This is a genomic window from Rhizomicrobium palustre, from assembly GCF_011761565.1.
Taxonomy (GTDB): domain Bacteria; phylum Pseudomonadota; class Alphaproteobacteria; order Micropepsales; family Micropepsaceae; genus Rhizomicrobium; species Rhizomicrobium palustre.
In genome coordinates, this window is sequence record NZ_JAASRM010000001.1 from 15,061 (window position 1) to 30,901 (window position 15,841).

Annotated in this window: 13 protein-coding genes; 2 read left to right on the plus strand and 11 right to left on the minus strand. The window is 60.0% G+C overall.

Annotated features, from left to right (window positions below; genetic code table 11):
- Window positions 1-116 precede the first annotated feature (116 nt).
- Window positions 117-728 carry a ribonuclease D gene (locus FHS83_RS00080; protein ID WP_167079655.1) on the minus strand — a complete coding sequence of 204 codons (612 nt, stop codon included), beginning with the start codon at window positions 726-728 and terminating at the stop codon, window positions 117-119.
- A 151-nt stretch (window positions 729-879) separates the two neighbouring features.
- Here FHS83_RS00080 and FHS83_RS19220 point away from each other — a divergent pair, with 151 nt between their 5' ends.
- On the plus strand, window positions 880-1,668 hold the full coding sequence (locus FHS83_RS19220; protein WP_208414143.1) for a hypothetical protein: 789 nt from the start codon (window positions 880-882) through the stop codon (window positions 1,666-1,668).
- Here the strand turns inward: FHS83_RS19220 and FHS83_RS00090 are convergent.
- Genes FHS83_RS00090 through FHS83_RS00120 form a run of 7 tightly spaced genes read right to left on the minus strand, consistent with a single transcriptional unit; the run spans window position 1,600 to window position 10,626 of the window.
- Window positions 1,600-3,504 (minus strand): XrtA/PEP-CTERM system amidotransferase, encoded by a 1,905-nt coding sequence (locus tag FHS83_RS00090; protein WP_167079657.1) that lies wholly within the window; start codon window positions 3,502-3,504, stop codon window positions 1,600-1,602. The genes FHS83_RS19220 and FHS83_RS00090 overlap by 69 nt on opposite strands.
- Window positions 3,505-3,512: 8 nt before the next feature.
- Window positions 3,513-5,024, minus strand: coding sequence for an exosortase A (gene xrtA, locus FHS83_RS00095; protein WP_167079659.1), 1,512 nt, complete (start codon window positions 5,022-5,024; stop codon window positions 3,513-3,515).
- The gene (locus FHS83_RS00100; protein ID WP_167079661.1) at window positions 5,021-6,232 is read right to left on the minus strand and encodes a TIGR03087 family PEP-CTERM/XrtA system glycosyltransferase; all 1,212 of its coding nucleotides are present in this window, start codon (window positions 6,230-6,232) and stop codon (window positions 5,021-5,023) included. The genes xrtA and FHS83_RS00100 overlap by 4 nt, the downstream gene beginning before the upstream one ends.
- On the minus strand, window positions 6,229-7,122 hold the full coding sequence (locus FHS83_RS00105; protein WP_167079663.1) for an XrtA system polysaccharide deacetylase: 894 nt from the start codon (window positions 7,120-7,122) through the stop codon (window positions 6,229-6,231). Before FHS83_RS00105 ends, FHS83_RS00100 begins: the two co-directional genes overlap by 4 nt.
- Window positions 7,123-7,143: 21 nt before the next feature.
- Entirely contained in the window at window positions 7,144-8,133 is a 990-nt protein-coding gene (locus tag FHS83_RS00110; RefSeq protein ID WP_167079666.1) for an XrtA/PEP-CTERM system-associated ATPase, read from the minus strand.
- A 7-nt stretch (window positions 8,134-8,140) separates the two neighbouring features.
- Window positions 8,141-9,082: an AAA family ATPase gene (locus FHS83_RS00115; RefSeq protein ID WP_167079668.1), complete on the minus strand. Its 942-nt coding sequence runs from the start codon at window positions 9,080-9,082 to the stop codon at window positions 8,141-8,143.
- A complete protein-coding gene (locus tag FHS83_RS00120; RefSeq protein WP_167079670.1) occupies window positions 9,079-10,626 on the minus strand; it encodes an XrtA system polysaccharide chain length determinant in 1,548 nt (515 codons plus the stop codon). The genes FHS83_RS00115 and FHS83_RS00120 overlap by 4 nt, the downstream gene beginning before the upstream one ends.
- A gap of 255 nt (window positions 10,627-10,881) precedes the next feature.
- On the opposite strand from FHS83_RS00120, the gene FHS83_RS00125 reads away from it, so the two are divergent.
- The gene (locus tag FHS83_RS00125) at window positions 10,882-12,372 is read left to right on the plus strand and encodes a lipopolysaccharide biosynthesis protein (RefSeq protein WP_167079672.1); all 1,491 of its coding nucleotides are present in this window, start codon (window positions 10,882-10,884) and stop codon (window positions 12,370-12,372) included.
- Here FHS83_RS00125 and FHS83_RS00130 read toward each other — a convergent pair.
- The 3 genes from FHS83_RS00130 to FHS83_RS00140 form a co-directional block, all read right to left on the minus strand.
- The gene (locus FHS83_RS00130) at window positions 12,352-13,407 is read right to left on the minus strand and encodes a FemAB family XrtA/PEP-CTERM system-associated protein (protein WP_167079674.1); all 1,056 of its coding nucleotides are present in this window, start codon (window positions 13,405-13,407) and stop codon (window positions 12,352-12,354) included. The two genes, FHS83_RS00125 and FHS83_RS00130, sit on opposite strands and share 21 nt — an antisense overlap.
- Window positions 13,407-14,891: a porin family protein gene (locus FHS83_RS00135; protein ID WP_167079675.1), complete on the minus strand. Its 1,485-nt coding sequence runs from the start codon at window positions 14,889-14,891 to the stop codon at window positions 13,407-13,409. The genes FHS83_RS00130 and FHS83_RS00135 overlap by 1 nt, the downstream gene beginning before the upstream one ends.
- A 197-nt stretch (window positions 14,892-15,088) precedes the next feature.
- Window positions 15,089-15,709, minus strand: a complete 621-nt coding sequence (locus FHS83_RS00140; protein ID WP_167079677.1) for an XrtA/PEP-CTERM system exopolysaccharide export protein — start codon at window positions 15,707-15,709, stop codon at window positions 15,089-15,091.
- Window positions 15,710-15,841 lie beyond the last annotated feature (132 nt).

Here is a 15,841-nt window from a genome sequence, read left to right on the forward strand (position 1 = left end):
TTAAGCGAAATTCGTGCCAAGTGTGGCCAAAACCCCGCCGCGGTCAAGCTGGCTTCTCTGACTGGGGTAAATATCTGTACCAACGGCCAGATTTCCAGCCCCTGAGGGCCTCACCCTCAATGCGCGAAGATATCCACCTCGCCCCAGCCTGCCAGATCCAGCGCGGTACGGGTGGGCAGGAAGTTGAAGCAGGAGGCGGCGAGCTCGGTCCGCCCCTCGCGCGCCAGCATGGTGTCGAGCACCTCTTTCAGGCGGTGGAGATAGGCGACGTCATTGCCCGCATAGGCAAGCTGGCGCTCGGAAAGCTCGGGCGCGCCCCAATCGGAGCTTTGCTGCTCCTTGGAGAGATCGACACCCAAGAGCTCGCGCACCAAGTCCTTCAAACCGTGCTTATCGGTATAGGTGCGCACCAGCTTGGAAGCGATCTTGGTGCAATAGATCGGCGCGGTGACTACTTCGAGATGGCGCTGGAACATGGTGACGTCGAAGCGCGCGAAGTGGAAGAGCTTGATGGTGTTGGGGTCGGAGAGCAGCTTCTTCAGATTGGGCGCGTTGTAGCCGCCGGGCATGAACTGCACGGCATGGCAAACCCCATCGCCAGAGGAAAGCTGCGCCAGGCAGAGGCGGTCGCGGAAGGGGTTGAGGCCCAAGGTCTCGGTATCGATGGCCACAATGGGGCCGAGGTCCAGCCCATCCGGGAGGTCGTTCTTGTAGAGCTTGATCTTCAAAAGACACCTATGAAACTTCGGCAAAACTGCCCGTGATCGTAAATATCTTTTACGCCATCGCAGGGCTTCGTCCATAACGCTTTATGGGCGCGGCGTCAGTTCCCGCGGCACAAAGCTTGCTCCCGCAACATCTGTATGGGCGGGAGGGAAAATGAAAAGGCATGTCTTAAGGTTCGCGGCGAGCCTCATCTTCACGACGGGCACGGTCGGCGTGCTGGGATTGCAGGTGAATCCGGGCGATTTCACCAGCATTGCAGCCAAGGCAGAGACACAGGCCAGCATGACAAGCGCCGCATTGTGGCGGCAGGGAAAACGATTCTCGAGCGGGATTTCAGGTTTCCTGCAGCGCAGCGTTGCGCGTCCTGCCCGCGCGCTCCAGCCGCAAGTGTCAGCCGAATTTACAGAAACGGGGCCGCGCAACACCGCGGCGCCAACCGGTTCGATCGGCGTCGCACCACAGCCAGCCTTCATAGAGATCGGCGGAGGTCTTATCGGCGGCGGGTACTATTCGGGCGGTAACGGCGGCGGCACGCCAGGCGGCGGCGGCGGCTCTAATCCGGGTGGCGGAGGCAATGGCGGCGGCACAACGCCTGGCGGCGGCGACAATGGCGGTGGCGCGACACCGGGTGGCGATCACCCTGGCGGCGGCGATCATCCCGATAACGGAGGCAATGGTGGCGGCACCACGCCGGGTGGTGGTGGCGGCACGACGCCTGGTGGCGGAGACAATGGCGGTGGCACAACGCCAGGCGGCGGTGATCATCCCGGCGGTGGGGATAACAATGGCGGCTGCGGCGAGAATTGCGTGAACGTGCCGGAAAGCGGCGGCATGCTCTATGCCGTGCTTTTGGCGTGGAGCTTGGCTTTCGGACTACACCAGTTCGGGCGTCGGCGTCAGGTGGCGCTGCAAGAAGCCGTCAAACATCCAGATCAGCCATAAGGTGCGGCTGTTATCGGACCAACCTTTGCGGTGCGCATCCAGCATGCGTGCCGCAAAAGGCAAGTCCAAAAACTCATCCAGCGCCGTACCGCGCTTGAGGCGCAAGCTGAAAGCCTCGCCGAATTCGCCGCGGAACCAGCGCGCCAGCGGCACCGAGAAGCCCTGTTTGGGGCGATAGAGCACCTTATGCGGCAATAAGGGTTCAAGCGCACGTTTTAGAACGAACTTGCCCTCGCCGCCCCTGAGCTTGAAATCGCGCGGCAGGCTGAGTGCCCATTCGACAAAGCTCGCATCCAGCATGGGCACGCGCACTTCCAGACTGTTCGCCATGGAAGCACGATCGACCTTGGTGAGGATGTCGCCGGGGAGCCAGGTTTTGAGATCAACATATTGCGCCATAGCGACGGGATCATCGAAGGGCGCATTCTTCATGTGCTGAGCGATCACATCGGCGGCGCGATAGCCTTTGAGTGCCCGCTTTAGCTCCGGCGCGAACAAGGCCGAACGCAACTCATCACTAGTGACCGAGACATTATGGAAATAGCCCTCTGCGGTGGTCGCCGCCAATTCGCGAAAGGTCTGGCGGGCACGAAACATCCGCGGCGCCCAATCAAGCTGCGGGTAGACCTCGCCCAGCGTGCCAAACACCAACCGGCGCATCAGGCCCGGAAAAACACCCCGTAACGCCTCTTCGCGGGCATGGAAGGGATAGCGGCGATAGCCTGCGAACAATTCATCCCCGCCATCGCCTGAGAGCGCCACGGTGACATGGCGGCGCGCCAGCTTGCATAAGCGATAGGTCGGCATCGCCGAAGAATCCCCGAAAGGCTCATCATAAATGCCCGGCAGCCGCGCCACCGTTTCCATATCGTCGGGCGAGACCACCTCGACATGCTGGGTGACGCCATAGCGCGAGGCCACCGCTTCGGCATGACTGCGCTCATCGAAAGCAGCCTCTTTAAAACCAATGGTGAAAGCGGAAAGGCCTTGCGGCAGAGATTTCGCCATCAAGGCGGTAATGGCGCTGGAATCCACCCCGCCCGACAAAAAGGTGCCGACCGGCACGTCGGCGACAAGCTGCGCGTTCACCGAGGCCGCAAGCCGCGCGCGCAATTCCTCCGCCACCGTCGCCGCATCGCAAGGCGCATCCGAGATCGGCTTGGGCTGCCAATAGGTCCTGAGTTTAGGCTCCTGCCCGCGTTGCAGGCTTAAGGCGCAGCCAGCGCCGAGCTTCTTCACCCCGGCATAGATGGTGCGCGGATCTGTGACATAACCATAGGCAAAGAAATCCTCCACCGCGCGCGGATCTATGCGGCGAGGGAAATCCGGACGCACCGTCAGCGCCTTCAGCTCCGAAGCAAAGACGAAGGTCTTGTCGGGCAGCACAGCATAATAGAGCGGCTTCTCGCCCAACCGGTCGCGCGCCAGGAACAGGGTTTGCTCGCTCCTGTCCCACAGCGCGAAAGCAAATTGTCCCTCGATATGATCGACGCAATCATGGCCCCAGGCGACCCAGGCGCGCAGGATCACTTCGGTGTCGGAATTGGTGCGGAAGGGATGGCCCTGCCGCTCCAATTGGCGGCGAAGCTGGCGGTAATTGAAAATCTCACCATTGAAGACGATGGCGATGCGGCTGCCTTCGGTGAACATCGGCTGCTCACCGGTGGAAAGATCGATGATGGCCAGGCGGCGATGGCCAAGCGCGAGACCGGGTTCGAAATGAAAGCCCTCCCCGTCGGGCCCGCGATGCGCAATGGCATCGTTCATGGCTTTCGACAGCAGGCGATCAGGCTGCAAGAGCCCCACCATATCAAACCATCCCGAGATTCCGCACATGACTGCCTCTATCGCGCGTGATCAATCCGCGCCTTGATGGGAGAAAGCGTGGTGGCGACATCTTTCAGACGCTTGCGCGCCGTATCGAGATCACCCTCCACAGGGGTGGAAAGCGCCAGAAGCGCCGCGCCCTCGCCGCCCGAAATGGCGCTGCGCATGCGGTTGAGCTTCACGGCGAAAGCGCTGGTGGTGTAATCACCGCCGCTGACATAGCTCCACCAGATGAGCCGCGAGACACCGCCCGAGCCGAGAACAAGCTCGCGGAACTCGATAGGTTTTCCGCCGATACTGGCATTGGCCGTTGACTGGGAAATGGGGTGCCAGATTTCTTCATCCCACATCTTATTGGCAGAGGAGATGAGATGGCGCCCGCCATCGCCGTAATACTCGGTATGTACCGAGACGGGCGGTGTCTCGGGCTTCCATAGCGAGAACTCGAGCCGCGCATCCGGCGATTGGTATTGCGGTGCCCAATCGCGGGTGACGGCTGAAACCTGCCATTCCGCAAAAGACGGCGGCAAAGCGAAAGCATTGGTATTAACCGGAACGGCTGCTTCCGCCCGCCAAACTGCAAAACCCGGCACCAGTGCCATTGCGAGTACTGCGGTGAGAAGCACCGGTACCAGAGGCGAGGATTTTAGAGCGCAGGGCAAGACGGGCGCTGCGCCCGGCATCTCATCGGCGAATTTCAGCCCGACATACATCAGGACGGCCAGGATCGCGACCGAGAAGCCCCAGCCATAGACAAGATGATCCGCGCCAACCGCGATGCGGTTATCGCTAAAATGGGCGAGCAAGACGATGCCGAGCGCGCGAAAGCCATTGCCGATGATGGGCACGATCACACTCGCGAGCATAAAGAGAAAGATTTTGCGCGGTGTATTATAGGTCAGATAGGAAAACAGCGCGCCCACCGCAACGGTGGCAATCAGAAAGCGCAGCCCCGCACAGGCCTCGGCCACCTGGAACTTGCCATTGGCAAGCTCGATCAGATTGCCTTCGGTGTAGTGCAGAATACCGAGAATATTGAGGCCGTGGTCGATGAACCAGGTCGTGAAGTGTTGCAGGGGCGCGATAAGATACTCACCCATCGGCACCAGGAAAAAGAGATAAAGGCAAGGAAAAAGGATTGCGCGATAGACCGCCCCGCCCAAAAGCGCCCAAATCAGGATTTGCGCAAAAGCCACAACCGCGAGCTGTTCGATTTCATTGATCGAGGCGAGCTCTCCCAGAAAGGCGGCCACGATCACCAGCGGCGCCAGAAGCAGCGCAGGCGCATAAGCGGCGGGGCTGAGCACCGCCAGTTCATCACGCTTATTCCAGATGAGATAGGCAGAAACCGGAATGATGAGAAAGCAGTGCGAGAAGGTAGGAGAGACCCACCACACCGTTACCGCCGCCGCGATGGCAGGGGCATAGAAAATTCCCAAGGCGATCAGCGCGAGCACCAGGGCAGAAAGATGCAGGCTCCAAGTAGAAATGCGCTTGGCGGCGGGGGCAAATTCTGTCGCGCTGCTCATAAAGTGGCCTCCAAGCTATCCGATTCCGGGGCGAGCAATTCATCCAGCAGCGCGAGATTTGTGTCCCAGCTATAGTGGCGCTCCACCAAATGCCGGCCATTTGACGCGATACGCGCGCGATCCGGCCCCGTCGCGGCGGCAATCACCGCCTCGGCAAATTCAGCGGCGCTATCGGCCACCCAAAGATCGCGCCCGGCGATAACACTGAGGCCACGGCTGGCGGGCGTGGTAGCCACCACCGGCTTTTGCAGCGCGAGCCCTTCCAGCACCTTATTCTGCACCCCGCGCGCCAGGCGCAGCGGCGCCACCACCGAAGACGCATGGGCGATATAGGGGCGAACATCCTCCACCCTGCCCGTCACCACCACACCCTCACGCGGCTTCAACAGTTCCGGTGCGGGCTTTGCCCCAACGATGTAGAATTTGGCTTTCGGCAGCGTGCGGCGGATCAGCGGAAATATCTGCTCAGCAAACCACAAGGCCCCTTCGACATTGGGGCGGTAATCCATTGTGCCCACCATGGCGAGCGGGATTTCATCGCCGCCGTAGGGCGCTGGAAAACTCTGCTTTGGACTATAACGTTCAAGATCTACGCCATTAGCCATGCTGAAAATGTGGCGGCGGCTTTCAGGCGCGAACGCGCGAAAGGTATCAGCTTCGAAGGGGGAGACCAGCAGCGTGGCACTAAAGTGCACCGCCGCATCCCGCTCCAGCGTGAGAAGTGTGCGCGCCTCGCGGCCATAGAGCCAGGCCTTAGGCCCGCGCACGGCGTTAGCATATTGGCGCCATTTATCGGAATCGACGTCCACCATATCGAGCAGCGCGCGATCTGGCGCGATACGACCCATCACAAAGGGCGCCATGGCGGAGCTAAACACCACCACGCGATCGACGCGCGGCAGCATATGATTGACCCAGCGGCGCAGGCGTGTACTGGCGAAATAAGAGGTAGTGAGCGGTGCGCCCGCAACCAGCGCGCCCAGCATGCGTGCCCCGGAAACCATCTTGTTCAAGGGTACAAGACAGCACTCGCCTTTGACATAGCGACGTAAGGCGGCTTCGTGCTGCAAATCCGAAGCATCATCCACAAAAGCGCCGAGATGGACACGATGACACTTAGAAAGGTGACGCAGAATGTGGAAGGCGCGGATTTTCTCGCCCTTGTCGGGCGGATAGGGAATGCGGTGGCAGAGGAACAATATGTTCACGCTGCCTCCAGGAAAATCTCATCCATGCGGCCCCATTGATAGGAGACAAGCAGCCGCTTCAGCTTATCTTCCATGCGCGAAAGATTGGTGTAGTGGCGGATGCGCGATTTGAGAGACGCACCGCGCACGCGGGGCTGGCCCGCATCGATTTCCCAGGGATGAAAATAAAACACCAGCGGCTGATCATCCCGCGCGCGCACGCTATCCATCGCCCTTCGCGAAAGGCCGAACGGCAGAAGTCGAAAATAGCCGCCGCCACCGCTTGGCCAATTGCGGCCCAACCAACGCAAGGAGGTGACGGGGATTTCGAGGAAATCATCCTCGGCCAGCGGATGAAAGGCAAAGCGTGGCGCTTCCGGAATGCCGTAATTGTCATGCGCGATGGGATTGGTGGAGGAGGAATAGCGATAGCCCGCCAAGGCCAGCGCCTCCATCACCCAGAGATTTTCCTTCATCACCGAAAAGCTCGGCGCGCGATAGCCCTTCACCGCCACCCCGCTGATATCCTCCAGCACCGATTTGGCGCGACTGACATCGCCAAGGAATTCCGAAAAGCTTTGGGAATCTGCACGTTTGTGATCGCTGCCATGCGAGGCAAGCTCATGCCCGCCCGCCACAATGGCTTTCACGACTTGGGGAAAACGCTCCGCCACCCAGGCCAAGGTGAAGAAGGTTCCGTGCACTTTGGCTTCGGCAAACAGCGAGAGCACGCGCTCCATATTGCGTTCGATCCGGCTGGTACGCTTGGCCCAGCTATCGCGGTGGATGACATCGAAAAACGCTTCCACCTGGAAATAGTCTTCCACATCCACCGTGATGGCGTTGCGCAGCTTTTCCGGAACTGCGGCGGGGCGGGCATTCCATCCCTCGATCACACTCTGGGGGTTCATCTCAACTCTCGCATCCATGGCCTAACCCCGCGCTGCCGGATCGATCATCTCGGCGAGGCCCACCGCGAGCTTGCGCAAAGACTTCTCCTGGTGATTGACCCGCCCTTCCAAGGTCTCGAGCCTGGCGGTGATAGGCGCGCGATCCATGCGGGTGAGATAGTTTTCTTCCATCGCCGGCGCAGGCGTGACTGCCTGACCGCGATATTCCTCACGCAGATCGGCGGCGACGCGCTCTACATCACCCGCGGCGAAAACATGCATGTTGTCGAGAAAGCCGAGGAGCAGAAGACGGCTGCACAGCGTGTTGATCTGGCGCGGCACACCACCGGTCGCGACATAGATCGCATCCACCGCCCCGTCTTCGAATGCGGGATCGCCCGTCCAGCCCGCATGTTTCAAGCGATGCGGCAGATAGAGCCCGACCTCATGACGGCTCATGGGCCCCAGGTGATAAGAGGCGATGACGCGCTGGCGCAGCTGCTCAAGATTGGGGTGGGTCAGCGTATCGCGAAATTGCGGCTGGCCAACCAGAAAGATCTGACAGGGCGAATGCACGCCGACCTGAAAATTGGAAAGCATGCGCAGCTCTTCCAATGCGGAGGCGGAAAGGTTTTGCGCCTCATCGACGATCAGCAGTGCTTTGCGGCCCGCGCGCTCCAGCCCCTCGAAGAAATCCTGCAAGCAAAGCAGTACCGCGTCTTTCTTCTCCGGCACATCACGGATCTTGAAGGCAAAGCAGACCATGCGCAGAAGTTCGACACCGGTGAGCAGCGTGGTCACGACATGGGCAGCGACGACTTTCTCCCGATCCACCGTGGCGCAAAGCCGCTGCACGATGGTGGTTTTTCCTGCCCCAACCTCGCCGGTGATGACAATAAAGCCCTCGCCACGCGACAACCCATACATCAGATGCGCCATGGCCTGCTCATGGACCTGGCTTTCGAAATAGAAGCGATGGTCCGGCGTGAGAAGGAAAGGTTCGGCCTTAAGGCCATAGAATTCGGTATACATGGCGTGGCTACGCCTCGCCGTAACGGTAATAATCGGAATAAGGCGTGGCGCGTTGCCATTCCGGCGCCTTATTGAAAATCAAGCTGATCGAAGGGCATGCGACCACGCCTTGCAGCGCCTCTTCGACGTGATGGCGCGCCACTTGGCCTGCCGCGACCACCATAATGAGATGATGCACGTGCATGGCGAGGGCTGCGGGCTCCGCGGTGGCCAGAACCGGCGGCGCATCGATCACCACGATGCTTTCGCGGAATCGGCGCGAGAGCTGCGTGCAAATATCGGCCATGCGCTGGGAGGCGAGCAGCTCCGGCGAGGTTTCGTCGCGCGAACCCGAGAACAGAACATGCAGGTTGGGAATGTCAGCGCAGCGCGTCAGCACCTCATCCAGATTCTGGCGGCGGCCAGTGAGGAGATCGAGCAAGCCCTCGCGTGGTGCGTTTTCGAAATACTGGCTGACCGAAGCGCGTACGACGTCGCCATCAACCAGAATAACGTCGAGATTTTTCTCAGCCGCAAGACAGATGGCAAGATTCATCGCTGTATAAGTCTTGCCCTCACCCGCGAGCGCGCTGGTGATCATGACGATATTCTTGGTCGTGGCTTTGGTCGCGGGATCGCGCGTCGAAGGCAACAACTTGCGCTTTATGGAGCGAAATTCGTTATAGGTGACAGTGCCGCGCGCATCCGGCGTGATCATGCGGCCTTCTTTCAGCCTGCCCACGGCCAAGCGGACGGTGCGATCCGGCGTTTGCGCATAGGCCGGGCGAAGTTCTTCCCGGATGGGCTCGCGTGGCGGAGGTTCGCGCGGAGGCGCCTCTCTAACAGACGCCGCGGCTTCCAGCACAGGTTCGAAAAGCGGCTCGGTACGATCCATTCCCTCTTCAGGCGGACGTTTCAGCGCCGCCTCACGCATGGCGCGCTGAATTAAGTTGAGGCGCGCTTCCGTCATATCAGCCCCCCGCCATTGGCGACATTGGTGTGAAAGAAGACCAGCACCACGAGATACAGAGCGACCAGCGCACCCCCGCCTGCCGCAAAATAGGTGGCTGAGCGGCGGATACGCATAAAGTCACTCGCGGTGCGCGCCACTGTGACGGCGCCCAAAACCGGCAATGCGAAGGCGGCGCTAAGCTGCTCCACGGTCATGAAGCGGCCCGATACCGCACCCAGCCCGACCGCGCCGGCGAGGCCGGCAGCAATACCCGCAAGCAGCACCGCAAGATTGAGCAAGAGCCGGTTCGGCGAGGCTGGACGGTTGGGCAGCGAAGGCGGGTCGACAATACGGAAGACCATATTCGATTGCTGATCGCCCGCGGCCTGCGAGATGTTGGCGGATTCACGGCGCTCCACCAGAGCTTCGTAGTTTTTCTTCAGCGCCTGATAATCGCGGTCGAGGTTGTCGTATTGGCGTTTGATGTTGAGAGAATCCCCAGCCGTTTTTCCAGCGTCGTCCAAGCGCTTCTGCGCCTCGGCAAGACGGCTGGTGGCCACCGCGAGATTGACCTCCTCATCGGCAAGCTTGGTGCGCAGCATCAGATAGGTGGGATTGGCGACCGATTGCAGCCCGCCATCTTCCGCCGGATTCACCTTCTCGGTGAGCTGAGATTTCAGGCGCGCAACAAGCTGCTTCTGCGCAACGACATCGGGATAGTCTTCCGTGAAGTGAGCACGCAACTCATCAAGCTTGGCGCGGGCCTGACCCAATTGCTGGCGCTTATTGTCCACCGTACCAGCCCCACCAAGCTGCACGGGTGCTGGACCATTGATATCCATTGTAGCGGGGGTGGCGGCAAGCTGGGCCCGCAAGGAATTGCGCTTCGCCGCCGCTTCCTCCACCGCCGTCTTGGCCGTGGTAATGGCGCCGCGCGCTTCATCGATATCGCTGGTGCCAAAGAAGACGTTGAGATGGGCGGCACGGAAATCAGCCTTGCGCTTATCGGCTTCCTGAATCTTTTTCTCGTAAGACGCGATCTGGCTGTCGATGAAGCTGCGCGCATCGTCGGATTCACGGCGCTGGTCACCGACATTGGAATCCACCATCACAGAGAGCAGCGTTTGCGCGACGCTTTGCGCATAAGCGGGGTTCGGATCGGTGAAGCCGACCTCATAGAGGTTTTTGGTGCCAAGCGCCTTTAATGAAACATGGCTGGTGAGTCGCGCCACGGCATCCTGCATCTGAGGCTGGCTCATGCCATTGGATTTGGGATTGGTGACCCGCACCACCCGCTCCATATTTGGGGCGGTCACCAGCGTGCGCAACATGACATTGATCTGTTGCTGGGTGTCGGTGGACACGACAATGCCCTTCAGAAGCGGGCGCATCATGGTATCTGTGTCAATATATACCTTTGCGGAAGATTGGTAGGCGTTGGGGATGAGCGCCACGGCAACCCAGCCGATGAGACACACAGCCCATGCAAGCCCCAGCCCCCACCAGCGGAACTGCCAACCGCCACCGATCAGGCTGAGGAGCTGAAGCTTCCAGCTTTGCATATTTACCCCAGTTCCCTTGCTGTTCAGCACATCTTCGCGTTCGTACGCGCTGCATTCTATTTCGTTTGATCCTTATCCCGTTTCACCTCTACTCTCAAGAAGCGCTGCGAAGGCGCGTTTGTTGTCACGAAAAATGCGCTGGTATTTTTAGCGGGAAGACGTACCGGCACGCGTGAAGACGGCAGCAAGGGCAGCAAAACTTTGTCTTGGACGCTGTTTCACTTTTGACACGGACAATCAGGACACGGAGTAAAGATGAAGGGTTCCGGCGCGCATATGTTGAAAGGCTCCGCCTGGATGATTTCCTTGCGTTGGGCTATGCGCCTGATTGGTGTGGTCAGCACCATCATCCTCGCCCGCATCTTGACGCCACAGGATTTTGGCATCGTCGCGGTGGCGATGATCCTGGTCGGGCTATTCGAAATGCTGAACATGACCGGACAAGCCGCCGCCATCGTGCGTCTGGAAGCGCCCACCCGCGAGCATTACGATTCCGCTTGGACGGTTTCCGTGGCCATAGGCCTCTTCATCGCCGCCGCCATTCTGATTGCAGCACCTTTCACAGAACACTACTTCCACGAGCCGCGCGCTATTTTGGTGATGCAATGCCTTGCCGTGCGCGCCGTGCTGGGCGGGCTGGAAAATATCGGAACGGTAGATTTTAGCCGCGAGCTGCGCTTCGACCGCTTCTTCGTCTACAATGTCGTTACCAAGGTGCTGCAATTCGTGCTGACGGTAACCTTGGCGGTCGTGCTGAGGAATTACTGGGCGCTGGTGGTCGGCATTCTGGCGGGACAGGCTTCGCGCACGGCGCTCTCCTATTGGATGAGCCCTTTCCGCCCGCGCCTCTCCTTCGCGCGCACCGGCGAGATCTGGTCGTTTTCCATCTGGACCTTCGCGCGCTCGGTGGCGGGCTATCTGCAGACCCAGGTCGACAACATCGCTATCGGCGGTATCGCGGGCGCGGCCATGATGGGGCGCTACACAGTCGCGAAAGACATCGCCACCAGCCCAACGCAAGAAATCATGACCCCGATGATCGCGGCCTTGTTTCCGGTGATGTCGAAATGCCGGAATGATCCCGAAGAACTGCACCGGCTTTACCTGCGCATGCTCGGCTGGTCGGCAATCATCTGCCTTTCTACCGGCGTGGGTGTCGCCATGGTCGCGCCCGACATGGTGCGGGTTATTTTAGGCCCGAAATGGATCGATGCGACGCCGCTGGTCGTGTTCATGGCGCTGAATGCCGCTACAGCAACATTGCTTTCAGGCACCGGCACGCTTTTGGACGTCTTGGGCAAACCCGGCCTCAGCGCACAAATCCAATGGACCCGTTTTGCCCTTTTCACGGCGGTCATTTTCGCGGTGGCTTGGAGTTTCCGCAGTGTCATGGCGGTGGTGGAAACGCGTGTCATCGTCTCGGCGCTGTTCATCCCCTCGGTGATTTTCGCAGTGCGCAATGCGAGCGGCGTCTCCGCGCGCGATCACCTTTCAGCGATGTGGCGGCCTGCTCTGGCGGCGGCGGGGATGGCGCTCGCCATTTGGGGGGTGCACGGCATCAACCCCTTCGGCCCACTGATCCGCCTGTCCGTGGATGTGTTGGTAGGCGCGTTGAGTTTCACCGGGCTTCTGCTGGGGCTGTGGGAATTGTCGGGGCGCCCGCGCGCGGCGGAAGGTGATATTCTCACCTTGCTCGAACATGCGCGGATCAAGGTTTTGCGGTTTTCAGCCCAGCCCGCGAATTAGGAAGGGGCCTAAGAAATTCGCCACGGGCATCGGCAGCTTTTTCCACAGCGAGATAAATGCTGCGTATTTGGGATTGTTCGGATTTTTTTCCGGCAGGCTGGTGCCAGGCTTCAGGAAGTACTCGTATTCCAGCCACTCCGGCTCGAAACCCCAATTCTTCTTGAAGGCGAAAGCGCCCGTCCCGGCCTTGCTGCGGCCGAAATCAAAATGGGTGCAGCCACGCGCCACGGCATGGCGCATCACCTCCCAATAAAGAAGATCATTGGCGCCGCTCTTGCGTGCAGCAGAGCTTCCGCCGCCGTAATACGGCAGCACCGTGCCGTTGTGATAAAAGTTCAAGACGGCACTGACAGGCTCACCATTGTCCCGGATCACCATCACATCGCAGTCGGCCCCGAAGGCGGCCCGTAAATCGGCGAAATAGCGTTTCGGGAAAACCGGCGTGCCGAGATTACGCACGCTTTCGGCATAGACACGATAGAGCGCCTCCACACCTTCTTCCACCCCGCCCTTTAGCGGCGAGGCGATGGCTTTGCGCACCACGGCGCGCTGCTTGCGCGGAATGGCGGTGAGGTTTTCCTCTTCCTTAGATGAGAGCGCGCGGCAAAACCCGGCATAAAGATCGCGCTTGGCGACCCAGCCGGCACGCTCCGCCTTGCGGCTGCGATATTCGAGAAAGGGCGCCCTTGTTTGCGCCATCAAGGCGAGCGCGGCGTGATCCAGAGCCGCCACCGCATCCGCATCGCCCAAGGGCCCGCCTTCGACACAAAACGGCGCCGCGATCAACCCATTCCCGAAAAGGCGGCTTTTCTGATGAAATAGCGGCAGCACGCCTGCGATCTCGCCGCCGCGCTCGGCAATGAGATAGTGCGGCTTGAGACCGAAATTGCGCGAAAGAACTTCGCGCCAGCCGAAACGATGAAAGAAACTGCCATCAGCGCGCGCGAGCACAAAACCATCCCAACCTGCTCCATCCCCGGGCCCGGCAGCGCGGACCTTGAGCTGAGAAAGCAAGATGGCATCACGCGCATCCATCAGAGCCGCGCTCGGATACCGATCAGCACCTGATCCTCGGTGAGCGGCCTGTTGGGCACGCTGATCAAGGCTTGCGAGCTTCGGTGCACGAGATGGTTGGTAAGATAAAGCTCCAGATGCCGGGAAAGCTGGTAATTCACCGCCGCGTCGGCTGAGACGATGTTGTCATGCCCGCCAAACTCATTACCGCGGGACCAGGCCGCAGAGAGCGTCGCCGTGGTTTTGGGATTGAGATGGCGCGTTACGGTTCCACGCAGCCCATAGACGGAGCTTCTCAGCTTGAGCCCTGTAATGGGAGACGCATCGAGGCGATCACGCTCGTTACCGAAGGCGGTCAGGCTGTAATTCATCTGGCCCTCGCTGTGGATCAGCGAAGCCTCGATGGAGCGCATGCGGTAGATGGAATTATCCAGCGCCAGCCCGCCTGGGTTCAACGGCGAATAGCCGGTGCCCGAGCCCGCGCCAAAGCCGCCATTGTTGAAGCTGCCATTGTTCCAGCTCGTGCTGCCGAGGCGGCTCAAGATATCGCCTTGCGGCGTGGAAATGCCGTCGGTCGCCTGGGCAATGAAGCGCGTCAACGGCGAAATTTCCCACTGCGCCGAGCCGGTATAGGTGGCGAAGTTATGCTGCGTGCCCGCCTGGAACGTGAAGCTGAGCGCAGGGCCCTGGCTGAAGGTGAAACCACCCATCGCGGTGGGACCAGAGAGATCCTCATTCAGCGAGGCGGTGGAATGAAAATCGCTGTAGCCGCCCACCACAAAGAGCTTCAGATAGCGAGTCGCCGCATAAGTGACATTGCCAATGCCTTCGATTTGGCGCTGGGTGCGGGTGGTCTGCGAATATTGGCCATAAGAACCCAGCGCACTCCAGGAAAGCTGCTGGAACCAGCTTCCGCTCGCGATCTGTTCGCTGATGGTGGTGGAATAGGAATTGCGCGCCGGATCGATGGGGACAGGCGTGCCAGTATTGCCCGCAGAAGGCTCCACAAAGAACACCCCACCCTGCGAAGCACTGAGGTTCGAGGTGAGATAATCCTTAAAGCGCAACATAAATTGCGGCGAGACCGAATAGCCATAGGTATCCCGCGTGTTATAGCGCGAGATCGGCTCGCCGCCCGCCGAGAGGTCGCCGACGCGCGTAAGATCGGCGGGCGCGGCAAAGGCATTGGCGTTGAGGAACAGCATCTCGGGCACCAGAACAGTGCGCGAGGTGAGATTGAGCCGGTGCGAAAGATGATTGAGGCGGTGATAGGTCGACCAATACTGCCCCGTGAGAAGATAGCTGGCATTGGCCTGCAGGCGGGGCTTTAAGTAATTCAGATCAAGCCCGATGCGACCGCGGGTGAAGGTATCATCACCCTGCCCACCGCCGGAAAAGCCGCCCGCATTAGTGCTGTAGCCCTCAGCAAGATCGGCGAACGCGTTGAACTCCACCGGCGGCAAGGCGGCGGCAACCGCATCGCCTAAAGCCCCCCCCGAACTCATCGCATCCGCACCAGTTGGCGTTGCAGCAGAAGAAGAAGGTCCCGCGGGCGCAGTTTCCTGCGCCATCGCGGGGAGAACCGAAACCAATAGCGCGGCTGCGAGGAAGCGATACCGGTTTCGATTTTTTCCTTCCGGACCGGAAGGGTCCGTACTGCCATACTGCATGATCACCAGCCCCCGTTCTGGATCAATATCCTCTAGAAATAAGTCTGAGGAATGATGATCACATCACCCGGCGCCAGAGGCGCATTCGCACTCATATCGCCATCCTTGATGAGATCATCGAGTCGCAGGCCATAGCTTACCTGTTTTCCGTCGACAGAACGTACCAAAGTCGCGCGATCCCCCGAAGCCAAAGGTGTAAGCCCGCCCACCGCGATCAAGGCATCCAGCACCGTCATGCGATCACGATAGGCCAAGGATTGCGGGCGCTGCGCCTCACCGACCACACGCACCTGCTGCGCATAAGGGCCGACAAAGGAATGCACGATCACCGTGACCAGCGGATTGTTCACGTATTTCTTCAGTTGATCCTGAATATCAGTGGAAAGCTCGGTCGGCGTCTTGCCCGCGGCGGTCATGTCATTGACCAGCGGCAGCGAGATCTTGCCATCCGGGCGAACGGGCACCTCGGTGGAAAGCTCACGATTCTGCCAGACGAAAATGCCGAGCGAATCCCCCGGCCCGATGCGATAGGCGGTGGCGTTCTCAGGTACAGCGGGCGGTGGAGGTAAGTGGCTAGCACAGCCTGAAACCAGCAAGGTAAACGCCATCACGAGCATAACGGCCGGGAGGCCGGCCAAAACCTTACGTTGCATCAAGAGCCCCTGTGTGCAGTCGCTGTCTGCAACTTAGCCAGGAAACAAAACTATTTCCAATAATCGCTCGCAGCTAGACATCGAAAGCTGTGACATCCCTGCACCGGTCGCAAACAGAACGACAAAGCATCG